This window comes from Streptomyces sp. RerS4, from assembly GCF_023515955.1.
Lineage (GTDB): Bacteria > Actinomycetota > Actinomycetes > Streptomycetales > Streptomycetaceae > Streptomyces.
On the sequence record NZ_CP097322.1, the window covers coordinates 2,281,272 to 2,303,937 of the forward strand.

Below are 22,666 nucleotides of genomic sequence, written 5' to 3' on the forward strand. Positions count from 1 at the left end.
CGAAGGAGCGCAACGGAGTTGAACGAGCAATCCCGTGACGTCCGCACCATCCAGCTCCCGCGCTGGGGGCGGGTGGCTACGGACCCAGGTGTGGTGCCCTGGCTGGTCTTCGATGAGGAGGGGAAGGTCGTGCAGCCGGTCCGCAGGTTCCTGATCGACTTCATCGCCCGGGACAACCGGACCGGCAGCGTGCGCAGCTACGCCTACGACCTGCTGCGCTGGTGGCGGTGGCTACGGGTGGTCAATGTCGAGTGGAACCGCGCGACCTCGGCGGAGGTGCGGGATTTCGTCCTGTGGCTCAGGGCCGCGACGAAGCCGCGCAGGTCGGCGCGTACGCACTCCGCGTCGACTGCGGGGACCACGAATCCGATCACGAAGAAGACGTACCTGGATGACCGCTACAAGCCGCGGACGATCCGGCACAGCAACGCGGTACTGCGCAGTTTCTACGACTTCTGGATCGAGTCGGGCGGCGGTCCACTGGTCAACCCCGTACCGCTGGCGCGGTCCGACCGGCGTCGGCCGCATGCTCATCACAACCCGTTGGAGCCCTTCCGACGGGGTGAGGGGCGCCTGCGCTACAACCCGAAGGTTCCCCGGCGCAGGCCCCGGCAGATGCCGGACGAGCGGTGGAACGAGCTGTTCGAGGCTCTTCGCTCGAACCGCGACCGAGCGATCCTGGCCTTGGCGGTCAGCAACGGCGCCCGCGCGTCGGAGCTGCTGGGTGTTCGCGGAGTCGACCTGGACTGGGGCGACCAGCTCATGCGGGTCGTGCGCAAGGGCACCTTGGCAGAGCAGTGGTTGCCGACCAGCCCGGAGGCATTCGTCTGGACCCGCCTCTACCTCGCCGAAGGACCGCCGGCCGATCCCCAGCTCCCACTGTGGTGGACCCTTCGCCGCCGGGACCACGGTGAGGGGCTGGCCTACCAGCCCATGAACTACGAGGCTCTGCGCGCGGTGTTCCGCAGGGTCAACGCGCTGCTGGGCACGAACTGGTCGATGCACGACCTGCGGCACACTGCCGCCCTGCGGATGGCTCGCGACGAGAGCTTGTCGCTGCGGGACGTGCAGACCATCCTCGGTCATGCCCACCTGAATACGACGGCCGATGTCTACCTGGTGGAAGAAGAGTCCCAGGTCATCCGACGTGTTCAAGAGCACCTGGCCGAGCTCAAGGAACGGGCGAATCGGCCCGCCCCACCCGTCGCAGTGGGCTACGACGCGGGCGATCTGGACGTTCTCTTCGGCGGGGGTGCGGCATGACCCGCCAGGCACCACGCCGCGCCAACTCGATTCGACGAGCCGGGACCGGCCCTACGCCGCCGCGGCCGCTGTTCGTCGAGCACGATCTGAAAGCTGACGAGGATCGCATCGGCCCGCACGACCTGCTCAGCCGGGACGAGGTCCTCGCCCTGCTGCCCACCCTGCCGGCCTGGCCGCAGCGAACGTACAGCCGCGGGGTTGCTCCCGGCACCCGGCGTCTCGCCGGAGCGGCGAAGATTCTCGACTGGCTGTTGACCCACCCCGGGGAGGGCTGGCAGGCACGATGGCTGGCCGCCGACGCCGACCGCGGCAAGGAGTGGGTCGGCGCCCTGGCCACGGGCGACTCACGCTGCGAAGGGTCCCGGCGCAGCGAAATCCTCATCGGCCTGAACAGCCTGATGATCAGCAAGATCGTGCTGCCCCGCCACGGCTTCCTCCGCCGCTTCAAGGCTCTGACGCTCCTCAAGGACGTCCAGCGGATGTTCCCCGCTGGCAGACTCGACCGCATGCGCGAGTACGGCGCCGAGCTCGGCATGACGCCACGGCACATCGACCAGGGCCTGCGGGTGATCTCCGCGATCATCCTGCACACCGGACGTGACCTGGAAGAACTCACCGGCGAAGACATCTTCCACCTGCGTGCTGTCGCCCGCCGGGACCGCGGCGAAGCCTATGTGGGCACCCACCCCGCCTGGGACCTGTTGCGCGGCATCGGCGTCATCGACTCCAAGGACACCCTCAAGGACGCGCTGCGACACGGCCAGCGGCCCACCGCGGAACTGGTCGACGCCTACAACCTCCAGTCCACGCCCATCCGCAATATGCTGGTCCGCTACCTCGAAGAGCGCCGTCCAGGCGTCGACTACGGGACCTTCCGCGGGCTGGTGAGCGAGTTGGCGGGCGTCTTCTGGGCGGACATCGAGGCCCACCATCCCGGCATCGACACCCTGCGCCTGCCGCAGGACGTGGTCGACGGATGGAAAGAACGGCTGACGACCTACACCGACAAGAGCGGGCAGGTGCGTGAGCGCCGCTCCCGCATCGACGTGATGATGCGCGTCCGCGGCTTCTATCTGGACATCCAGGAATGGGCCCACGACGACCCGTTCTGGGCTCAGTGGGCAGTCCCCAGCCCGATCACCCGCGGCGACGGCGCGGGCAACCACAAGATCGTCGCCCAGGTCCACTCGCGGATGCACCAGCGCGTCCGTGAACGCCTGCCCCATCTGCCGGTCCTGCTGGAGACCGCAAAGCGCGTCTGCAGCGAGGCAGCCGCGCTGCTGGAAGCCGCCCGAGCCACCCCCTTCGAAGAGGTTTTTGAGCACGAGGGCACCCGCTACCTGCGCATTCTGCCCAAGGTCAACCAGATCCCCAGCCGCCTGGATCACGGCTCCCAGCACGTCTACATCAAGGAGGTCGACAGCACCGGACGCCGGATCAACCAGAGCATCGTCGAAGACGACGCCTTCTGGGCCTGGGCGGCCATCGAGACCCTCCGGCACACCGGCGTCCGTGCTGAAGAACTGACCGAGCTGACCCACCTCGCCCTGGTCTCCTACAAGCTCCCCGACACCGGCGAGATCGTCCCGCTGCTCCAGATCGTGCCGTCCAAGAGCAACGAGGAACGGCTCCTGCTGGTCAGCCCCGAGCTGGCCAGCGTCCTGGCCACCATCGTCAAACGGCTGCGCGATGCGAACGACGGCAAGATCCCGCTGGTCTCCCGCTATGACCACCACGAACGCGTCACCGGCCCGAAACTCCCCCACCTCTTTCAGCGCCGGCCCTACTGGCAGGCACAGGTCATGAACGAGACCGCCATCAAACGCCTCCTCGACCGCACCCTCGTCGCAACCGGCCTGCGCGATGCAGTCGGCGAGCCCCTGCGCTACACCCCGCACGACTTCCGCCGGATGTTCGCCACCGAGGCCGTCACCGGCGGCCTGCCCGTCCACATTGCCGCCCGGATTCTTGGCCACAAGACGCTGACCACCACCCAGGCATACCTCGCCGTCTTCCAAGACGACCTAGTGCGGACCTACCGCGGCTTCCTGGACCGGCGCCGCGCGGATCGGCCTCAGGAGGAATACCGCGAGCCCACCGACCGGGAGTGGCGCGACTTCCAGCAGCACTTTGAGCTGCGCAAGGTCTCCCTCGGCACCTGCGGCCGGCCTTTCGGCACCCCGTGCAAGCACGAACACGCCTGCATCCGCTGCCCGGTCCTCCAGATTGATCCCCGCCAGCGTGGCCGCCTCATCGAGATCATCCAGAACCTCCGCGACCGCATCCGCGAGGCCCGTGGTAACGGCTGGCTCGGTGAAGTGGAAGGGCTCCAGGTGAGCCTCGACGCTGCCACCGCCAAGCTCAACAGCCTCAGCCGGGCTCCGGCCGACGGACGGCCTCAACTGGTCGAACTTGGCATGCCTGTCTTCACTGACCACGCTCCGCTGCCCATCCCGGAAGCGGAACTGCCTGAGCACCGGATCTGACCCCACAAAGCCGACGTGGTGGCCCCGGCTGGGGGCGGGGCCACCACGCGGGGACACGCTGCCTACTTGGGCAACTGCTTCACAATGCTGGTCCGTGCGTGCTCGTCCCGCAGTTCGCGCGGCCAACGCTCGTCGATGACGAGCGCAGCTTTCCAGCAGTCACTACAGGCGCTCTGACGTTCCGGCAGCCAGATGTAGTCGGACGGGGACATGCCTGGGAGTTCGATTCCGCACAGCGTCTTCTCGAACGAGCCGAAGGCGTGAACAGAGTCCGGAGCCAACCCTTCTGCGATCGCAGTCTCCCAGCGCCTGTCCGGAGGCGCATACGGCGGGCGGGACAGCTCGAACCACTCTCCGCCCACATGGGTCGCCGCAAAGCACCAGCTGCAGGACCAGATCTCCTCCGCCCACCGGTTCGGCTCCAACGGCCACCGCAGCATCGAACGCCCGCACACGTCGCACTCCACCGCGCGATTCTCACACGACCTGGCTCCTGCTCCGTGTGTTGCACAGGGCGCCCCTATGACCAGTCACCGGAGTCGCAGAACGCCAGGAGCGCGATCGTTAAGGATCTCGATCAGCCAATCGAAGACAGTGGTCCCGCGCTCTTGTCTCGCTGCGGCAAGGTCGGCGCTGAACGAGGGGCGGTTCGTGGGGTGACAGCGTGACAGCAGGATCTCCAGCTGGCGGGCTGTCTCCGGATAGCCGAGATGCTGGCGAGACACCTGGTGGTCGCGCCACTCGATCACGTAGTCATCGTCGTCCGGAGTTCCGAAGCCACCGCTGAGGCAGTCGGCGAAGGCGTCGAGGTTTCGGCCGAAGTAGCCCCCGGGGCCGTTGATCGCTTCGCCGATGACTCGCCAGAAGTCTTCCAGCGTCCTGATCTGCCTGCCGTCCAGCACGTATGTCGGTGTCACGGCTCGGAGGATACGTGCAGCTCCGGGGCAGCGTCCCCTCAATTTTGGCTGCCTCCGCTTAGTCCGGAAAAGCGCGGCGACCTTCGCCTTCGTCCTCGCCCAGCGCCTGACGGCCGCCGGGCACGGCGTCACGCTCCACCACCGCGACCTGCGCAAGCCGGTCGTGAACCGCTAGCCCCCAAGAAGTGCAGCCCCCGGCGTTCCCGCGCCGAGGGCTGCCGAGCCGTCCACCTGCTAGGGAGAACACGACTCATGAAGCACATCGCTGCACTTCAGGACGTTGTTACGCCGTGGTCCGACGGTTTGGAGCCGTCGGACGCGGAGCTGGAAGCCATCGAGGCCGAGATGCCCGTCGTCCTGGCCGATGTCGAGTTGCTGGACGCGCTGCTCGTCCTGCTGGACCGGCCGGCGTCGGAGTTCGACGGCCGCCGGATCCGCCGGGCCCACCACCGGGTCCTGAGTGCCCGGCGGGACGCGGCCAACCGCGCCGCCGGCACGCAGGTCGCGGGGGACGCGGCATGAACAAGCGAACCGAAGCGGCTCACGTCGAACTGCTGGACGCGATCGTGGAGGCCCTGAGCGTGCCGCTGCCTTCGATCGCGGACGCGGACGAGCGGCTCTACTTCCGGCTGCTGGAGCGCCGGGCCCTGACCGTTCGGATCATCATCGCAGCGAACCGCGCCGTCAGCCGGGACCCCAGTCTGGCCGCCGACGCGATCCGCACCCGGACCGCCGAGGACCCCGTCGACTACCGCCTGTTCAAGGACGAGAAGGACGGGGACCTCCGGTGACCGGCCGTGTCCTGACCGGTCCCCAGAAGTGGGTTCTGGGGGCGGCGTTCGCCCCGATGCTCGTCACCGGCGCGGCCGGCGGCTACGGCACGTACTCCAACATCAAGGGCGCCTACAACTCCGGCACCGCCCTCGGCGCGGTAGCCGCCGGCGAGGGCGCCACCGCCGTCCTCGCGCTGGTCCTGCTAGGCCTGACCATGCTGGGCCAGGCCTCCCCGGTCGTGGTCCGAGCCGGGTTGTGGGCGCTGCCCGTCGCCGCGTCGGTCATGTCGGCCGTCGCGGCTCCCGACGGGGCCCGCACGGTCATCTACGCGATCACTCCGCTGGGCATGTCCGTCTCAGCCGAGGGCATGGCCTTCCTGGCCCGCCGGATCGTCGTCCACCTCGACGGCCGCGATGCCGAAGCCGAAGCCAAAGCCGCCGCCGTGGTCCAGGCGCTCGCCTACCACCGGGCCCGCGCGGCGAATCACCCAGATGCGAAGATCCGGGAGCGATCCGATCGGGCGTCGTGGCGCCTGGCCCGCAAGGTCGGCACCACGGACACGACGCTCGGGGAACGGCTCCTGGACGTCCAGCGGGAGCGGATCACCACCGGCGCGGACGTCGCCCTGGGCGACATGTTCGCGATCACCGTCACACCCCCCGACGAGGCCGTCACGGCCGTCACGGTAGAGCGTGACGCCGTCACGGCACCCGTGACGCCCGCCCTCCCCCCGGCCCCCGAACCGACCCACGACAAGGGGCCCGTCACGGACACCCGTGACGGGGAAGACACGCAGGTCAGCGACCCGACACCCACCCCCCAGGGGGAGGGCGTCACACCCGCCGTCACACCGGCGGTCCCGCCCGTGACGCTGGCCCAACTCGCCGCCATCGCAGGCGTCCCCACCCCCGCCGTGGACGAACCGCTCACGGACGAACAGATCGTGGTCGTCCTACGGCACCTGCGCTACGCCGCCGACCCGCCCCTGTCCTACCGACAGACCGCGACCGCGTTCCGCGACGCGGGCTTCACCGGCGGCGAATCCCGCGTCCGCAGCGCCTGGGCCACCCTCATGGCCCAGGAAGAGTCCCCCCGATGACCGGCCTGCCCGTCTACCGGTGGCGCCTGGCCCCCGACGGTCTCGCCACCCGCCGACAGCTCCGCGCCGCCGGGCTCCGGCCCGGCGGTCAGGACGTCGTCGCCCAGCTCGAACGCCCGCGTCGCCGGCGCGGGCCGCTGGTCGCCTACCTCTACCGGGTCGACCTCGCCCGCCCGGTCCGACCGATGACCCCGGCCCGCCGGGCCGCTTTGGAGCGGGCGAACACGGCCCGCCGCACGTGCCCCGCCTGTGAGCGAGACGCCGGCTACGTGATCCCGACCTCCCTCGGCACGTGCGTGACCTGCGCCGACGCCCCGCCCCTCGCTGCCTGAACACCCTTCTCCTGCAAGGAGTTCCAGTGACCTCCAAGACCTCTTCCACCCCCGCCACCGGCACTTCGGCCGCTTCTCAGGGTTCGCATATGTGGGTGCTGACCCTGGAGATGCCCGGTCGGGCAATGACCACGCAGTACGGGACGTGGACCCCGCCCGCCGGTTCGTCCCGCTTCGACGTCTTCATGGCGATCCGGGGACATGTCGCCGCGCAGCAGCCGGAGATGGCTGGCGCCAACACCATCTTCTTCAGCCTGGAGCCGAACCAGCTCTGACCCTGCCCACAGGCGGGGCCCGGCCGTTGCTGTAGGAGGCTCGCGGCCGGGCCCCTTTCGCTCCCTGGAAGGGGGCCTGTTCAGCATGACGGATACCGTCGTAGAGGTGGTGCCTCAGGTGCCATCCGATTCCAGTTCGCCCGCGTCGTCGGGTGTCGATGCTCGTGCCGCGGTGCCGGGTGTTCCGTTGGCGGTGGCCGGGGCGAATGCCCTGGGCGCGGTCGCGGCCGGTGCGGTGGCCGTGGGCCCGGCGGGGCTGGCCGCGGCCGGCGCCATAGTGGGCGCCGCCGCCGTGACCGGGGTAGCCAGGAAGATCGCGTCCCGCCGCGCGAAAAACCGCACCACCCTCCCCACCCAACGCACCACCAGCCGCAGCGGCCGTACCTCCTCGGCCAGCGTCGGCGCGGCCGGTGGCGGGTCGGCGACGCGGGCGTCGAGGCCGTCCTCGTCGGGTCTGCGGGCCGCGGCCCGTCACCTCGGACGCCGCACAGGCACCGACCGGGCCGCAGGCCCGCACCCGGCCGGACCGGCACAGACTCCCGGCAAGACTCCGGCCGCGGGTGCTCGTACACCGGCCGGCGGTCGACCCGGGTCGGACCGCCGCGCGGGCGGCGGTTCGTCCTCGACCCCCTCTCCCCGCACCGCTGGTGGCACGCTCCGGTCCGCCGGTGGGAAGGGCGGTGTGTCGGGCCGGATGCGGCGGGCCGCCGCGGGTGCGGTGGCCCGTGCGATCGAGGCCGGCCACGCCCACTACACCCAGGGCGCCCCGGCCCGTTCGCAGAAGGCGGCCGGCCGGTCGGCGGCGCGGGTGGCGAAGGGTGAGGCCAAGGCCCGCCGCTCGGCCGGTCTGGACGCGGCCGGTGAGCCGATCCGTCCCGGCTCGTTGTCGGGGGTGCGGGAGAAGGCGTTGCGTCGGTCGGCGCTTCGGCACGCGGCCCGGATGACCGGCGCGGGCGTGATCGCGGCCGGTGTCGGGGTGGCCTCGACCTTGTGGAACTGGAAGCGGCCGTGGGTCGGGATCCGGCGCGGGATCGAGGTGTGGCGGCGTCTGGCCGGGCGGGCCCGTCAGGTGCGGGCCGCCCGGGACGCGGTGATCCGCGGCGAACAGCCCGCCAAGGGCGCGGGCGTCGAGGTGGCCGTGCCCGCGCAGCAGGTGAGTAATCCGAACAGGCCGAAGGAGTCGGTGCTCGCGCCGGTCCTCCCGGCCGTCCAGACCAAGCCCGTCGCCCTGGAAGGGGCCGTCCCCGTACCTGTTGGAGGCATCGTGTCCGAGTCCGGTACCGCGTTCGCCCGTCTGTCGGACGCCGCCGAGGTCATGCTCCAGGCGGCGTCCACGTTCGACCCCGAGCACATGTCCCAGTTCCAGGCCCTCATCGACGACCTTCCCCAGGCGATGGAGATCGTCCAGGAAACGCTGCGGGTGCTGGCGGAACTCTCCTCGGAGAAGCTGCCCGTCCACGGGTCGGTGGTGGAGGAGATCGGCGAGGGCTACCAGGCCATGGGTCGCGTCGTGCGCGCCCTGGAGGAGGTCGGTGTCGTCTACCGGCGTGTCCACGCCGACGACATCGAGCGCAACGAGAACCCCCGCAACGGCATCGAGGGCGAACGCCGCTGGAACGTCGGCTGACCCCACCCCCCGCACCACTGCTTCGGCCCGCCCCCACAACCTGTGGGGGTGGGCCGCTGTCTTCGGAGGAGAAACCCTGTGAGCAGCGAAAAGAAGAAGAGCAAGGACGGCATGCGGGTGGACTGGAAGGCCCCGCACGGGGTCTTGTCCGGGAGCCTGAACGCGACGGCCGGGACGCTGGTGACCACGGCGCTCGCCCACAGCGTGGGGATGCCCGCCGGGTTCGCGCTGGCCGCCGGCGCGGCCGGGGCAATCGGCTCGTCCGTGGCCGGCTGGCGCAACCGGCTCACCGGCGCGACCGTCGCCTTCCGCGCCGCCGCCTGGACGGCCGCCGGCAGCTGGTCGTGCTGGGCGCTGGCCAACGGCGGACCGATGACCCTGACCAACCTGGGCGTCCTCGCGGCCGGGGCGATCGGAACCGGGACCCTGGCGGCGGGGTTCGCGGCGCACGAGGAGACCGAGCAGGCCCGCCGCCGCATGCTCTTGACCATCGGCACCCGCCGCGCGCTGGCCGCCGAATGGATCGACCGCATCAACCGTGTCTGCCGGGTCGAGAACGTGACCATTCCGGGGATCGAGCAGTGGACCTCGGGCATGGGCTACACCGTCGAGGTGGAGCTGCCCGAGGGCGGCACCACCCGGCGTGCCATCGCCGACCGCGCCGACGCACTCGCCTCCGACCTCGACCTTCCCGACGGATGCGGCCTCCAGGTCCTCCCCGGCGTCTCCCGACGGCGTCTGTTGATCGAGGTCGCGACGAAGACCTGGCGTGGTGTGGAACTGCCCTTCCCTCTCTCCGAGATCGGGGAGACGGTCACGGTCAACAACCCTTCCCCCATCGCCCTGTTGTCGGACGGGGGCCGGGCGGAGTTGGACATGCGGCAGGCGTCCACGATCGTGGCCGGCCCGACCGGCAGCGGCAAGACGAACTGGCTCCAGACCCTCATCGCCCGCCTGCTCCAGACCAACGACACGCTGGTGTGGGTCATCGACCTCAACGCCGGCAGCCTCGGCCTGCCCTGGCTCCACGCCTGGCGCGAGAACCCCCAGGACGTCCCCGCACCAGGCGTGGACTGGCTGGCCTCCACCCCGGCCGAGGCGAAGCTGATGTTGAAGGCGGCCGTGGCGATCGCCAAGGCCCGCAAGGTCGCCTACCAGCAGCACATGCGTGACCAGGACGACGACAAGCTTCCCGTCTCCCCGACGATTCCCGAGATCGTCATCGTCGTGGACGAGGGCGCCGAGGTGTCCGCCACCCGCGAAGCCCGCGAAGTCATGGCGGGCATCTCCGAGGTCATCCGTATCGCGCGGGCGATGGCGATCCGTGCCGTTGTCTCTGTCCTGCGCGTCACCCAGGACGTCCTGCCTGACCCCATGGTCCGCAAGATGGCCTCCAACCGGGTGTGCACCGGCGCCACCGAAGACTCCGAACTGGGCCACATGTTCGGCTGGCGTGCCCTGTCCGCCGAAAACTCCTTCTCCGGCCCCGGATCCCTCCTCGTCGGCACCGAGGGCAAGCAGCCCAAGACGGCCCAGGGCTGGCGCATCACCCCCTCCGTCATCGAGGCGATCGCCCGCGCCACCTCCTCCCGCCGACCCGCCCTCGACCCGGCATCCCTCGATGCCGCCGGGGCCGCCTACCAGGAGCGGTGGAGCCTGGAACGCTCCGGCCACCTGTGGGCCCAGCCCCTCGCCACCACCACCGCCGGCAGCACCGGCACCGGTGGTGGGGGTGCGGCGGTGGGCGGGGCGGGTCGGGAGTGGAAGGCGACGGCCGGGTGGGACAAGCCCCGCCCGGTGGTCACCCCCGGGCCGGAGGAACTGGCGGCGATGTTCGACCTGCCCGCCGCCGAACCCGGCACCCACACCACCCCCGCGGTGGACGGCACCGACTGGTCCGACCCGACGTCCTGGACCACGGACCGTCCGGTACGGGATGCGGAAGCGCCCGACGCCCGACAGGCCGCCCTCGACCTGATCATCGCCGCCGGCCCTGCCGGCACCGGAGCGTCCGCGATGGAACGAGACCTGAGGAACGCCCACGGCACCCGGCGGCCGGTCATCCAGAAGTGGCTCAAGGAGTGGGCCGAGGCCGGCGAGATCACCCGCGTCGGCGACGGAAGCAAGGCCCGCTACGTCCACCGCACCCACCTCCCCGACAGCGACACCGGCAACTGACCCGACCGCCTGTCTGTCACCTGTCACCCCCTCCCCGGGAACCCCGGTTCCGGGGGCGGGGAGCCTGTCACCCCCGCTGTGACCTGCGGATGACAGGTGACAGACAGGTGACAGGTGACAGGCCGGATGACAGGCAGATGACAGGCACCAACACGATCCGGCCGGGCCCGTCGGCCCGGCCCGCCCAAGGGAGCCAGTCGTGCATGAACCCATCCACCCGGGCACCACCCGACCCGCCCACCACCCGACCCGAATCCACCACCCGAACCCGACCCACCCGAACCCGGGACCGGTCGTGGAACTCCCGCCGGGGGTCGAGGTCGTGACTCTCCCGAACGGGGTCCGCACCCTGGCCTACACCCACGGCCCGACCCCGCCCACCGTCGAACCGGAACCTGCCCGGAGGGTGGAGCCGATCCCTCGGTGGGCTCGTACGACGGCGCTTCTCGCGCCCACGGTCGGGGGCGGGATCGCCACCGCCGGCTTCGGGATCTCCTACGCCGCCCCCGGGATCCTCGCCATGGCCAACGCTCTCTGGGCCGCCGTCGCCCTCATCGGCGCCGGCGCCGCTACCCCGCTCCTCCTGCGCGCCGCTCGCGGCACCGGCCGGGGGGCGGCGCCGGTCCAGCACGTCACCCAGCACATCACCGCCACCGGCCTCTTCGGCCGCGCGAGCGGCACCCTCAACAACCGCTAGGAGATCCATGGACGACACCTACTGCGACGACTGCAGCCAGTACGACTGCCGGGGCCACCACTGGTGCGAGGACTGCGACGCCGAGGAGTGCCAGGAATGCCAGGGCTGCGACTGCCCCGGCTACGAGTGCCCCGGCGCCGCCGCCCACAACGGCTTCTGACCGCCCCCAGAACCCACACCACCAGTGCTTTAGGCCGCATGAGCGGCACCTTCAACCAGCGCTGAAAGGCACCCGATGAGTCAGCCTCTGCCCGCCCGTATCGCCGACGCCCTCGCCCTGATCGCGGGCAAGCACACGGTCCACTGCCCGTACTCGGGATGCGGGGTCAGCGTGCGCTTCCGTCACGTCACGCCCGACGAGGCCAAGCGCCTCACCGACATCGCCACCGACCACACCCGCCACTGACACCAACAAGGGCGGCCCCCGTCTCGGCAAAGTCCGGGGCCGCCCTCATCCAGTACCGACAAAGTGAACTGGAGGCATCCAGCATGACCCACCACGCCCTCGTTCCGCGAGAGGCTGCCCCGCCCCCGCGTCTGCTGGCGTTGTGCGCCGGCTACGGCGGTCTGGAGATGGCCCTGTCCGCCGGGCTCGGCGGTCAGGTTGTCGCCTACGCCGAGAACGACCCCTACGCCGCCCGCGTGTTCGCCGCCCACCACCCCGGCCGCCCGAACCTGGGCGACATCACCCGCGCCGACTGGCACCGGGGCCGGGATCTGCACCGGCCCGACGCGATCGCGGCGGGCTTCCCGTGTCGCAACATCTCCAACGCCGGTCGAAGGGATGGCATCAATGGCCAGTGGTCGAAGGTCTGGAAAAACGTCGCTCAGGCTGTGGGCGTCCTTCGACCGCGCCACGTCTTCCTGGAAAACGTGGCGGCGCTCCGCTCCCGGGGGCTGGACGTCGTCGCCGCGGACCTGGCCGCGCTCGGGTATGACGTCCGGTGGACATGTCTACGAGCTGGTGACCCCGAAGTCGGCGCCCCGCACCCGCGCGACCGCTGGTTCGCAGTTGCCCATCCCGCTGATGCCGACCCCCACGACCTCGGACGGCACTGGCGGCCCCGGCACCAGCCGCAAACGCCGGGGCAGGCTGAACCTGCGCACCGCCGTCACCCGGCTCCCCGCCCCGCCGCCGCAAAGCTGAGGCCGCTGCCCACCCCGGCCGCACGAGACTGGAAATCCGGCGCCTCCAACCTGCTGAGCCGCAACTCCCGCCCGCTCAACGAGTTCGTCGTCAACCTCCTGCCCGGCCAGGCCGTCACTGTCGACCCGCAGTGGGTCGCCTCCGACGGCACCGACTACTGCCCCGCCATCCACCGCTGGGAACACATCACCGGACGGCCGGCACCCTGCCCGACCGAGGCAGGCACCCGCGGCAACCGGCGCCTGGCACCCGCCTTCGCCGAATGGCTCATGGGCCTGCCCGCCGGCTGGATCACCGACGTCCCCGACATCCCCCGCAAGGAACAACTGCGGATCATCGGCAACGGCGTCGTCCCCCAACAAGCCCACCACGCCTACGCCCAACTCCTCACCCCCGACACCGGCCACCAGGCGGCCCAGGGGAGGGACGCCGCGTGAACGCCGACCTGCTGAACGCCGCACTCACCGCGGCCCAACGGGGCTGGCCCGTCTTCCCGCTCCGACCCGGCTCCAAGGTCCCCGCGCTGCACGGCGAGACGCGGTGCCCCCGTACGGGTGCCTGCGCGGACGGACACGCCAAGCCCGAACAGCGCGCCACCACCGACCCCGACCGGATCCGTACCGCGTGGGCCGCCGGCGCCTACAACGTCGGGGTGGCGACCGGCCCGGCCGGGCTCGTCGTGATCGACCTCGACCCGCCGAAACCGTCCGACCCGCCCGGCACCCTCAGCGGCGCGCAGATCCTCGACGCCCTGTGCCGGGCCACCGGCGAGACCCTGCCGCCCACCTACACGGTGACCACGCCGTCCGGGGGCCGCCACCGGTACTTCACCGCCCCCGCCGGGATCATCATGCGCTCCACCCAGGACATCCTGGGCCGGCACATCGACACCCGGGCCTGGGGCGGGTACGTCGTCGCCCCCGGCAGCACCACCCCCACCGGCGCCTACACCGTCACCGACGACCGGCCCGTGGCCCCGCTCCCCGCGTGGCTGTGCGCCAAGCTCACCGAGCCACCCCGCATCAAGGCCGTACCCCTGTCCCCGACCACGGTCAGGCCCGCCGGGCGCCGTGCCGCGTACGCCGACGCGGCCCTGCGCAACGAGGAACAGGCCGTCGCCAACGCCCCCGAGGGCCACCGGAACCAGGCACTCGTCAGGGCCGCACGCGCGCTCGGGCGGTTGATCGCGTCCGGCGACCTCGACCGCACTCTGGTGGAGCAGGCTCTTAGCCGGGGGGCGGAAGCGGCCGGTCTGAAGCCCTACGAGTACCGCTCCGCCATCACCAGCGCCCTCAACTGGTCCATCGCCAACAACCCAGCCGGCCGGGGGGCGGCATGAGCGCCCGCGAACACCCCCCGGCTAACAGCCCTACCCCCACCCCCACCGGGATCAGGTCCGCCGAACCGGCCCCCGCCCCGGACGGCGGTGGTGCGCCGAAGGTCGTCGCCGAAGGCGTCCTTTCTGCCCTTCGCCCTCACCCGCGCCCGGCCGATGACGGGCGGCGTCCCGTGGCCTGGCTCCACATCACCGCACCCGGACGCGGCGCCACCCCCACCGTCCGGTCCTGGTGCGGCTGCGGACGCGACCTCTTCGCCGCCGGCCAGGCCCGCGCGCTCGCACTGATCGCCGACCACGACCACCACCGCACCACGTGCCCCCAGCGGGCCGACGACAGGAGCGCCGCCGCATGACCCTGACCACCATCCACCCCGCCGACCTCGCCGACCTCGCCGCCGACGTCCCGGAGCAGGCGCCGCAGGGCGTGGCCGTCCTCGACGCGGTCGAGGCCTTCCACCGCCGCTTCAACGTCTTCCCCAGCGAGGCCGCCTACATCGCGGTCGTGCTGTGGGACGCCCACGCCCACCTCCTCGACGCGTTCGACGCCACCCCCCGCCTCGCGTTCCTCTCCCCGGAACCCGGATCGGGCAAGTCCCGCGCGCTGGAGATCGTGGAGACCCTGGTCCCCGCGCCCATGGTGGCGGTCAACGCCTCCCCGGCCGCGCTCTTCCGGGCCGTCTCGGGTGGTGAGGGCCGGCCCACGATCCTCTTCGACGAGATCGACACCGTCTTCGGCCCCAAGGCCGGGGAGAACGAGGAACTGCGCGGGTTCATCAACGCCGGCCACCGACGCTCGGGCGTCACCTACCGGTGCGTGAGCGACGGCGCCGGCAACCAGTCCGTCGTCGCGTTCCCCTCGTATTGCGCGCTGGCCGTGGCCGGGCTGGGGAACCTGCCCGACACGATCCTGACCCGCTCCGTCGTCATCCGCATGCGCCGCCGGGCCCGCGCCGAGAAGGTCGAGCCGTTCCGCGCCCGCCTGCACACCGCCGAGGGCCACGCCCTTCGCGAGAGGCTCGCCACCTGGGCCGACCACGTCCGCGACCGCATCACCGGCGCCTTCCCCGTCATGCCCGACGGGGTCACCGACCGACCCGCCGACGTCTGGGAGCCCCTTCTCGCGGTGGCCGACGCCGCTGGCGGGGACTGGCCCGAACGGGCCCGCGCCGCCTGCATCGAGCTGGTCACCGCCGCCGAGACCGACGACAAGGCCAGTCTCGGCGTCCGCCTCCTCACCGACCTGCGCGACCACGTCTTCGGAGACATCCCCCGCCTGCCCACCGCCGCCGTCCTCGAACAGCTCCGCTCCCTGGACGAAGCCCCCTGGGGCGACCTCAACGGCCGCCCCCTCGACGCCCGCGGGCTCGGCCAGACGCTCCGCGAGTACATGACCACCGACAACAAGCCCATCGTCGCCCGCAACATCAAATCCGGCGGAGCCGTGCTCAAGGGGTACTACGCCGCCGACCTCGCCGACGCGTGGAGCAGGTACTGCCCGCCCCCCGGTTCCTAGAAGTGCGCTACCGCCGCTACCTCCGCTACCGCCCAGGTCAGAGCACCTGCCGAGGGTAGCGGCAAGACCCGAGGTAGCGGCAAAGCCCCGCTACCCCCACCCCGCCACCGGTCCGCGCCCGCCCCCGGCCGGTGGCGGCATTCATCCGCTACCGCTATCCCATCCGCTACCAAAACACCGCCCCTGACCTGCGCGGTAGCGGAGTAGCGGCGGTAGCGGACATCTCGGAGGGGTCCCCGACCCCAATCTGAATGGAGGGGATCGACCTGACCGCCATACCGCCCCGCTTCTTCAAGCCCGAGACGCTCGCGGAACTCTTCGACGTGCCCGTCGAAACCGTCTACCAGTGGCGCAAGAAGCGCACCGGGCCGCCCGGATTCCGCGTCGGCAAGCACGTCCGCTACCACCCCGAAGCCGTACGGGCCTGGATCGATCAGCAGATGACCGCTGACCTCAGCCAGGCCGCATAGAAGTCCCCGTCGCAGGGCGGGCCCGCGCGGGCCCGCCCTCTCGCATTCCACGAAAGGCCGCAGATGGCAGGACACGTCCAGGACCGCTGGTACAAGACGGAGAAAGGACCCGATGGAAAGCCCCGCCGAATCAAGACCGACCGATACGGGCTTGGTTCGCGCTACCGGGCCCGCTTCATCGGCCCCGACGGGACCGAGAAGTCCAAGAGCTTCCCCGACAAACAGAAGCGCATTGCTGAGCAGTGGCTGGTCCACGTCGAGGCCGACATGTCGCGGCGGCAGTACGTCGATCCCGTCGCCAGTCGGATCACCTTCCGGGAGTACGGCGAGAAGTGGATCGCCAGTCAAACCACGGACCCGACCACTCGCACCGCGGTTGAAGTACAGCTCCGAAAGCACGCCTTCCCATACCTGGGTTCTCGACCGCTCGACTCGTTCCGCCCCGAGCACATTCGGGACTGGCTCAGCAAGTTGGAGCCCGTGCTCCCCGTTTCCTCATACCGCCGTGTCATCTTCGCCAGCGTCTCGTCCGTGCTTGCCGCAGCGGTGGACGACGAGTTGCTGACTCGGAACCCGTGCCGAGCCCGTAGCGTACGGCCGCCGGCGTCGGTACCGCCGCGCGTCGTCCCTTGGACGCCGGATCGGCTCTTCGCAGTACGGACCGCCCTGCCGAAGCGATACCGGGCGATGGCCGACGCCGGCGGCGGATGCGGACTGCGACAGGGAGAGATTTTCGGACTGCCCGACGACCCCGACGACTTCCGCAGTGAATGGCTGCGGGTGACGAACCAGGTCAAGGTCGTCAACGGCCATCTCGTCTTCGCCCCGCCGAAGCGGGGCAAGGAGCGTGATGTGCCGCTCCCCCGGCGCGTCGCGCAGGCGTTCCGGGAGCATCGGAAGGAGTTCCCGCCCGTGGACGTGACCCTGCCATGGCTACGGCCGGGCGGGCCACTCGTGACGAAGCGGCTGCTCTTCTCCTTGCCGGGCGGCGGCGCCGTACGTCGGACCGACTTCAACACTCGGGTGTGGAAGGTGGCTTTGGTTCAGGCAGGCGTCATTCCCCAGCCGCAAGAGGGTGAGCGGCACCAGGCCGCCCGCGAGCACGGGATGCACGCGCTCAGGCACTTCTACGCGTCCGTCCTGCTCCACCACGGCGAGAACATCAAGGCTCTGAGTACCTACCTCGGGCACTCCGACCCCGGCTTCACGCTCCGCGTGTACACGCACCTCCTGGGGAACGCCGATGGGCGGACCCGTAGGGCGGTGGACGGCATGTACGAGGCGGGCGGTTTCACCTCAGACGGCCCACAGACGGCCCAGGAGGGATGAGACGGGTCCGGGCCGGCGGCTGAGTGCCGTCGGCCCGGAGGGGCGTGGTGCCGGTGTACTGCCTCTGAACTGCGGTTAGAGGACCGGGAGGTTTTTGCGGAGTTCGAAAGCCGTGACCTCGCTGCGGTATTCCTCCCACTCCTGCTTCTTGTTGCGGAGGAAGAAGTCGAAGACGTGTTCGCCCAGGGTTTCGGCGACGAGTTCGCTGCGTTCCATCAGGGAGATGGCTTCGCCGAGGTTTTGGGGGAGGGGTTCGATGCCCATCGCGCGGCGTTCGGCGTCGGAGAGGGCCCAGACGTCGTCGTCGGCGCCGGCGGGGAGTTCGTAGCCCTCCTCGATGCCCTTCAGGCCCGCCGCCAGGAGCACCGCGTAGGTCAGGTACGGGTTGGCGCCCGAGTCGATCGAGCGGACCTCGATGCGCGAGGAGCCCATCTTGCCCGGCTTGTACATCGGGACGCGGATCAGGGCCGAGCGGTTGTTGTGGCCCCAGCAGATGTACGAGGGGGCCTCGCCGCCCGAGCCGGCGGTGCGCGAGGAGCCGCCCCAGATGCGCTTGTAGGAGTTGACCCACTGGTTCGTCACCGCCGCCGTCTCCGCGGCGTGGCGCAGCAGGCCCGCGATGAAGGAGCGGCCGACCTTCGAGAGCTGGTACTCGGCGCCCGACTCGTAGAAGGCGTTGCGGTCGCCCTCGAAGAGGGAGAGGTGGGTGTGCATGCCGGAGCCGGGGTACTCGGAGAACGGCTTCGGCATGAAGGTGGCCTGGACGCCCTGTTCCAGGGCGACCTGCTTCATGACCAGGCGGAACGTCATGATGTTGTCGGCCGTCGAGAGGGCGTCGGCGTAGCGCAGGTCGATCTCCTGCTGGCCGGGCGCGCCCTCGTGGTGACTGAACTCGACCGAGATGCCCATCGATTCGAGCATGGTGATCGCCTGCCGGCGGAAGTCCATGCCCACGTTCTGTGGAGTGTGGTCGAAATAGCCGGAATTGTCGGCGGGGACGGGGCGGGTCCCGTCCAGCGGCTTGTCCTTCAGCAGGAAGAACTCGATCTCCGGGTGGGTGTAGAAGGTGAAGCCCAGGTCGGAGGTCTTGGCCAGGATGCGCTTGAGGACGTAGCGCGGGTCCGCGAAGGACGGGGAGCCGTCCGGCATCAGGATGTCGCAGAACATCCGGGCGGTCCCGGGGGCCTCGGCGCGCCACGGCAGTATCTGGAACGTGCTCGGGTCCGGCTTGGCGATCATGTCGGACTCGTAGACCCGGGCGAAGCCCTCGATCGCGGAGCCGTCGAAACCGATGCCCTCGTCGAAGGCCTGCTCCAGCTCCGCCGGTGCGACCGCGACGGACTTCAGGAAGCCCAGTACGTCGGTGAACCACAGGCGCACGAAGCGGATGTCGCGCTCCTCGAGCGTCCGGAGGACGAATTCCTGCTGCTTGTCCATGCCTTCATCCTCGCAGTTCAGACGGCCTGTGCACCACCGCGCCGGCGGGTCGGGGACACAGTCGGGCCGGCTCAGTATCGCCAGTGGTGGTTTCCGCCACATTACGCACCCCTGAAAGGTGCCGGCACCCCCGCACTGACCTCCGGCCGGTCATGAGCATTACCATCTGCGCCCATGGGGGGTCGGGAGCACACGCGCGACGGCAGGCGGCGGCCTTCCGCGCGCCCCGTCGCGCCCGCGACGACCGTCCTGCTGCTCCTCGCGTTCACCGTGGTGGCCTGCGCGTCCTTCCTGTGCGCGCGGCCGGCGGGACCGGCCGTCCGGGCCGGCGACCACCCCCTGGCGCACGCCGCCCCGCACACGGCGCACGCCGGCTGCGTGTCCCCGTACGACCACCCGGGCTGCCGCGGTGTGGCCCACGTGACCCCGGCGGTGTTGCCCGCCCCGCCGCCCGCCGTCACCGTGGCGGACCGTACGGGGCCGGCCCCGGTGGCCCGTACCGCCGGCGCGGGCGCGGTCCGGCCGCCCGGCACCTTGGCGCGCGCCCCCGACCTGCACACCCTGCAAGTGCTGCGGACCTGATGGTTCCGGCGCCCCGGCACACCGGCAGGCGCTCCACCGGCTCCACTCCCCCCCCCTCAGCAGAAGGAACCAGGGCACATGGCCAGCAGGACGTCCGACCAGAACTCCCCCCAGGCGCGCATAGCCGAGATGCGCCGCGCCGAGAAGGCACGCGAACGGCGCAACAAGGTCCTCGCGATCGGCATCTCGACGGCGATCGTCGTGGGACTCGTCGGCTTCGGCACGTGGGTGCTGATCGACCAGAAGCAGGAAGAGAAGCAGCAGGCGAAGGACGCGGCCGCCGCCCGCAAGGCGCCCGTGAACGGGGAGCAGACCTGGGACCCGACCAAGCTCGGCCGCAACCACGTCCAGACGCCCGTGAAGTACGAGATGAACCCGCCGGTCGGCGGCGACCACCACCCCCGCTGGACGAACTGCGACGGCGACGTCTACCAGAACCCGCTGCCGGAGGTGAACGCCGTCCACTCGCTGGAGCACGGCGCGGTGTGGGTGACGTACAACGAGAAGGCCGCCAAGGCGGACGTCGACAAGCTCGCGGAGAAGGTCGGCAAGACCCCGTACACGCTGATGAGCCCGGTCAAGGAGCAGGCCGGGGCGATCATGCTCAGCGCGTGGGGCAAGCAGCTGACGGTGGACAGCGCGAGCGACCCGCGCGTGGCGCAGTTCTTCACCAAGTACGTGCAGGGCCCGCAGACCCCCGAGCCGGGCGCGGCCTGCACCAACGGCCTGGGCGACAAGTGACGGGCGCAGAGGGCGGCGGAGAGGGCGGCGCAGAGGGCGGCGACCGACCTGCCGGTGGTCGACGCGTGGCGCGTACGTACTGGGGCGCCGGCGCGGCCGTGGTCCTCGCGGCGCTGTTCGCGGTCGGGGCCACGGTCGCCACCGCGAGCGGGTCGGGGGGCGGGGACGGGGCAGCCCACACCCCCTCCCTTTACTCCCCCGACGCGGGCTTCGCCCGGGACATGTCGGTCCACCACCAGCAGGCGGTGGAGATGTCCTTCGTGGTCCGCGACCGCACCCAGGACGAGGCCGTCCGCAGCCTCGCCTACGACATCGCCAACACGCAGGCCAACCAGCGCGGCATGATGCTCGGCTGGCTGGACCTGTGGGGGCTGCCGAAGGTGGTGGCCGACGAGCCGCCCATGGCCTGGATGTCGGAGGAATCCGGCGGGCACGCCGCGTCCGGCGCGCCCGCGGCGCACGGCGGGCATGCCGCCAAGCCGGGCGCGCTCATGCCCGGCATGGCCACCAAGGAGGAGCTCGCGCACCTCGGCGCCGCCGGCGGCCGGGACGCCGAGGTGCTCTACCTCCAGCTGATGACCGACCACCACAAGGGCGGTGTGGCCATGGCCGAGGGGTGCGCCCGCCAGTGCCGGACCCCCGTCGAACGCGACCTCGCCCAGGGCATGGTCGATGCGCAGCAGTCGGAGCTGAGGCTGATGGCGGACATGCTGCGGGAGCGCGGGGCGGCCCCGCGCGGCTGAGGCCGCCTGTCAGTCGGCCTCCAGGACCGCCCGCGCCACCTGGTGCGGGCGGTCCAGCATGACCAGGTGGCCAGCCGGGGCGGCGACCTCGAAGCGCGCTCCGAGCCGTTCGGACAGGGCGGCCTGCCGGTCGAGCCAACGGCGGGCGGCGCGTGCGGAGCCGCCGTCGTGGGCCGCGAGGACGGTGACGGGGGCGCTCAGCGGGTACCGCGCGGCCAGGGCGAGTACCTCGGCGGCCATGTCGGGGTAGCGGGCGTTCTCCAGCAGGGCGCCGCGCCAGACCCGGCCCGTGCGGTAGCAGCGGCGTACGAGGTCCCGCGCGGCCGGGTCGGCGGCCCGGCCCGCCCGCCCGGCCCGTACGGCGGCCTCCCGGGCGGCGGGTCCGAGCGCGGCGGGCAGCCCGACGGCGCTCACGGCGCGGCCGAGCGCGCGGGCGGCGCCGGTACGCAGCGCGGCGGGCAGCAGCGTACGGGGACTCTCCTCCACGCTGGAGTCGAGCAGCAGCAGGGCGGCGGTGCGCCCGGGGTGCAGGCGGGCGAAGGCCTCGGCGTGGAACCCGGCGAGGGAGTGCCCGACGACGGTGACGGGCCCGGGTACCGCGAGCGCGTCCAGCAGGGCGGCGATCCGGTGCGCCTCGGCGGCGGCGCCCGGAGGCTCGGCGGCGGGGGCGCTCAACCCGTGCCCCGGACGGTCGAAGCGGATCACCGTACGACCCCGGGCGACGAGTTCCGCCGCGACGGGGTCCCAGTCGAACCAGGCCATGGCCAGCCCGGCGCTGAGCACCACGGGCGGCCCGCCCGGCCCGCCGGGCCCACCCGACCCGCCCGGGGCGGCGGCCCGCGGCCCCTCGACGAGGACGTGCAGCGGGACCCCGTCCACCCGGACGAAGCGCGGTCGGGGGGTCACGTACGCCGCTCCGTGTGCACGGACCAGGCGAGCAGCCCCAGCCACACGGCCACGCACAGCACCTGGAGCCGCTGACCGGCGCCCAGCGCCCACGTCCCGCGACCGGCGGTGAACAGGGCGATGGCGGTCAGCGTCCAGACGGTGACGAGGAGTTCCAGGGCCACCAGGGCGGGGCCGTAGCGGGCGAGCGGCGCGAGCCGGCCGTAGCGGCGGGCGGCGACGGTCAGGGCCACTATCCCGGTGAGGGCGCCGGTCATGGCGAGGCCGCTGCTGATGGCGTGGGCCTGATGGGTGGCCGGGACGAGCCCGGCGGTCTCCCGGGCGGCGCACTCGGGGTCGACGGTGGGTGCGCAGCTGAGCGGCAGCCAGGCGTCGGCGGCGGTGGCGGCGCCGAAGAGGGTGATGCCGGCCCAGCCGACGACGGCCCAGGGGCGACGGGATTCGGCGTGTCGGGTCAGGCGCAGCAGGGCGAGGAGCCCGCCGAGGAAGGCGAGCATCCCGGCGGTGAAGTCGGTGGCGCGGAAGAGGCCGCCCATCGGCTGGTCCTGCGCGGCGAGCTCGCTGACGTAGGTCTCGATGGGATTGAGGCCGGTGGAGAGCACGACTTCGAGCACCCAGGCGGTGTAGGCGGCGGCACCGAAACCGATCACGGCGGCGACGACCCACGCGTTCCCTTTTGTGCGCATAGTACGGATCATCCCAAGCAGCTCGGAGAGACGCGGTCGGGTGGAAAGACGCGCCCGCGAGCGGCGACGTTGACCGCGCCGAGGCGACGATTGCGACAGAGCACCCCATAGAGGACGTGCGGCGT

General features: G+C 71.4%; 25 protein-coding genes and 1 pseudogene. 21 read left to right on the forward strand and 5 right to left on the reverse strand.

Features of this window, described 5'->3' with window-relative positions; translation table 11 throughout:
• The first annotated feature begins 90 nt into the window (after nucleotides 1-90).
• Entirely contained in the window at nucleotides 91-1,263 is a 1,173-nt protein-coding gene (locus M4D82_RS10425; protein WP_249765775.1) for a tyrosine-type recombinase/integrase, read from the forward strand.
• Entirely contained in the window at nucleotides 1,260-3,749 is a 2,490-nt protein-coding gene (locus tag M4D82_RS10430; protein ID WP_249765776.1) for a tyrosine-type recombinase/integrase, read from the forward strand. Before M4D82_RS10425 ends, M4D82_RS10430 begins: the two co-directional genes overlap by 4 nt.
• 62 nt (nucleotides 3,750-3,811) lie before the next feature.
• Here M4D82_RS10430 and M4D82_RS10435 read toward each other — a convergent pair whose 3' ends face one another.
• Both M4D82_RS10435 and M4D82_RS10440 read right to left on the reverse strand, forming a co-directional pair.
• Complete coding sequence (locus tag M4D82_RS10435) at nucleotides 3,812-4,216, reverse strand: hypothetical protein (protein WP_249765777.1); 405 nt, start codon at nucleotides 4,214-4,216, stop codon at nucleotides 3,812-3,814.
• A gap of 63 nt (nucleotides 4,217-4,279) precedes the next feature.
• Nucleotides 4,280-4,666 (reverse strand): barstar family protein, encoded by a 387-nt coding sequence (locus M4D82_RS10440; protein WP_249765778.1) that lies wholly within the window; start codon nucleotides 4,664-4,666, stop codon nucleotides 4,280-4,282.
• A 252-nt stretch (nucleotides 4,667-4,918) separates the two neighbouring features.
• Between M4D82_RS10440 and M4D82_RS10445 the strand changes: the two genes are divergently transcribed.
• The 16 genes and pseudogenes from M4D82_RS10445 to M4D82_RS10520 all read left to right on the forward strand — a co-directional run bounded on the left by M4D82_RS10445 (nucleotide 4,919) and on the right by M4D82_RS10520 (nucleotide 17,446).
• Complete coding sequence (locus M4D82_RS10445; RefSeq protein ID WP_249765779.1) at nucleotides 4,919-5,188, forward strand: DUF6284 family protein; 270 nt, start codon at nucleotides 4,919-4,921, stop codon at nucleotides 5,186-5,188.
• Nucleotides 5,185-5,457, forward strand: coding sequence for a hypothetical protein (locus tag M4D82_RS10450; protein ID WP_249765780.1), 273 nt, complete (start codon nucleotides 5,185-5,187; stop codon nucleotides 5,455-5,457). Before M4D82_RS10445 ends, M4D82_RS10450 begins: the two co-directional genes overlap by 4 nt.
• A complete protein-coding gene (locus M4D82_RS10455; protein WP_502988899.1) occupies nucleotides 5,454-6,539 on the forward strand; it encodes a hypothetical protein in 1,086 nt (361 codons plus the stop codon). The genes M4D82_RS10450 and M4D82_RS10455 overlap by 4 nt, the downstream gene beginning before the upstream one ends.
• On the forward strand, nucleotides 6,536-6,871 hold the full coding sequence (locus tag M4D82_RS10460; RefSeq protein WP_249765781.1) for an RRQRL motif-containing zinc-binding protein: 336 nt from the start codon (nucleotides 6,536-6,538) through the stop codon (nucleotides 6,869-6,871). Before M4D82_RS10455 ends, M4D82_RS10460 begins: the two co-directional genes overlap by 4 nt.
• A gap of 26 nt (nucleotides 6,872-6,897) precedes the next feature.
• Nucleotides 6,898-7,146 carry a hypothetical protein gene (locus tag M4D82_RS10465; RefSeq protein WP_249765782.1) on the forward strand — a complete coding sequence of 83 codons (249 nt, stop codon included), beginning with the start codon at nucleotides 6,898-6,900 and terminating at the stop codon, nucleotides 7,144-7,146.
• Between the two features lie 682 nt (nucleotides 7,147-7,828).
• Nucleotides 7,829-8,773, forward strand: coding sequence for a hypothetical protein (locus M4D82_RS10470; RefSeq protein ID WP_249765783.1), 945 nt, complete (start codon nucleotides 7,829-7,831; stop codon nucleotides 8,771-8,773).
• 78 nt (nucleotides 8,774-8,851) lie between these two features.
• Entirely contained in the window at nucleotides 8,852-10,951 is a 2,100-nt protein-coding gene (locus M4D82_RS10475; protein ID WP_249765784.1) for a hypothetical protein, read from the forward strand.
• A gap of 199 nt (nucleotides 10,952-11,150) precedes the next feature.
• The gene (locus M4D82_RS10480) at nucleotides 11,151-11,648 is read left to right on the forward strand and encodes a hypothetical protein (RefSeq protein ID WP_502988900.1); all 498 of its coding nucleotides are present in this window, start codon (nucleotides 11,151-11,153) and stop codon (nucleotides 11,646-11,648) included.
• A gap of 7 nt (nucleotides 11,649-11,655) precedes the next feature.
• On the forward strand, nucleotides 11,656-11,808 hold the full coding sequence (locus M4D82_RS10485; RefSeq protein WP_249765785.1) for a hypothetical protein: 153 nt from the start codon (nucleotides 11,656-11,658) through the stop codon (nucleotides 11,806-11,808).
• Between the two features lie 75 nt (nucleotides 11,809-11,883).
• The gene (locus M4D82_RS10490; protein ID WP_249765786.1) at nucleotides 11,884-12,054 is read left to right on the forward strand and encodes a hypothetical protein; all 171 of its coding nucleotides are present in this window, start codon (nucleotides 11,884-11,886) and stop codon (nucleotides 12,052-12,054) included.
• An 83-nt stretch (nucleotides 12,055-12,137) separates the two neighbouring features.
• Entirely contained in the window at nucleotides 12,138-13,232 is a 1,095-nt protein-coding gene (locus tag M4D82_RS10495) for a DNA cytosine methyltransferase (RefSeq protein ID WP_249765787.1), read from the forward strand.
• Entirely contained in the window at nucleotides 13,229-14,134 is a 906-nt protein-coding gene (locus M4D82_RS10500) for a bifunctional DNA primase/polymerase (RefSeq protein WP_249765788.1), read from the forward strand. The genes M4D82_RS10495 and M4D82_RS10500 overlap by 4 nt, the downstream gene beginning before the upstream one ends.
• 170 nt (nucleotides 14,135-14,304) lie before the next feature.
• Nucleotides 14,305-14,487: a hypothetical protein gene (locus tag M4D82_RS10505; protein WP_249765789.1), complete on the forward strand. Its 183-nt coding sequence runs from the start codon at nucleotides 14,305-14,307 to the stop codon at nucleotides 14,485-14,487.
• Nucleotides 14,484-15,669, forward strand: a pseudogene (locus M4D82_RS10510) (DUF3631 domain-containing protein); the annotation flags it as partial. The gene M4D82_RS10505 and the pseudogene M4D82_RS10510, both read left to right, overlap by 4 nt.
• A 229-nt stretch (nucleotides 15,670-15,898) precedes the next feature.
• Entirely contained in the window at nucleotides 15,899-16,117 is a 219-nt protein-coding gene (locus M4D82_RS10515; RefSeq protein WP_249765791.1) for a helix-turn-helix domain-containing protein, read from the forward strand.
• Between the two features lie 63 nt (nucleotides 16,118-16,180).
• Entirely contained in the window at nucleotides 16,181-17,446 is a 1,266-nt protein-coding gene (locus tag M4D82_RS10520; RefSeq protein WP_249765792.1) for a tyrosine-type recombinase/integrase, read from the forward strand.
• Nucleotides 17,447-17,521: 75 nt separating this feature from the next.
• On the opposite strand, the gene glnA2 is transcribed toward M4D82_RS10520, so the two are convergent.
• On the reverse strand, nucleotides 17,522-18,883 hold the full coding sequence (gene glnA2, locus M4D82_RS10525) for a gamma-glutamylpolyamine synthetase GlnA2 (RefSeq protein WP_249765793.1): 1,362 nt from the start codon (nucleotides 18,881-18,883) through the stop codon (nucleotides 17,522-17,524).
• A 174-nt stretch (nucleotides 18,884-19,057) separates the two neighbouring features.
• Between glnA2 and M4D82_RS10530 the strand changes: the two genes are divergently transcribed.
• The 3 genes from M4D82_RS10530 to M4D82_RS10540 all read left to right on the forward strand — a co-directional run bounded on the left by M4D82_RS10530 (nucleotide 19,058) and on the right by M4D82_RS10540 (nucleotide 20,949).
• Nucleotides 19,058-19,465 (forward strand): hypothetical protein, encoded by a 408-nt coding sequence (locus tag M4D82_RS10530; RefSeq protein WP_249765794.1) that lies wholly within the window; start codon nucleotides 19,058-19,060, stop codon nucleotides 19,463-19,465.
• Nucleotides 19,466-19,543: 78 nt separating this feature from the next.
• Nucleotides 19,544-20,206 carry a thioredoxin-like domain-containing protein gene (locus M4D82_RS10535; protein WP_249765795.1) on the forward strand — a complete coding sequence of 221 codons (663 nt, stop codon included), beginning with the start codon at nucleotides 19,544-19,546 and terminating at the stop codon, nucleotides 20,204-20,206.
• A gap of 65 nt (nucleotides 20,207-20,271) precedes the next feature.
• Nucleotides 20,272-20,949: a DUF305 domain-containing protein gene (locus tag M4D82_RS10540; RefSeq protein ID WP_249765796.1), complete on the forward strand. Its 678-nt coding sequence runs from the start codon at nucleotides 20,272-20,274 to the stop codon at nucleotides 20,947-20,949.
• A gap of 9 nt (nucleotides 20,950-20,958) precedes the next feature.
• On the opposite strand, the gene M4D82_RS10545 is transcribed toward M4D82_RS10540, so the two are convergent.
• Together M4D82_RS10545 and M4D82_RS10550 are read right to left on the reverse strand one after the other, a co-directional pair.
• Entirely contained in the window at nucleotides 20,959-21,855 is an 897-nt protein-coding gene (locus M4D82_RS10545) for an alpha/beta fold hydrolase (protein ID WP_249765797.1), read from the reverse strand.
• Complete coding sequence (locus M4D82_RS10550; protein WP_249765798.1) at nucleotides 21,852-22,541, reverse strand: DUF998 domain-containing protein; 690 nt, start codon at nucleotides 22,539-22,541, stop codon at nucleotides 21,852-21,854. The genes M4D82_RS10545 and M4D82_RS10550 overlap by 4 nt, the downstream gene beginning before the upstream one ends.
• Nucleotides 22,542-22,666: the final 125 nt, after the last annotated feature.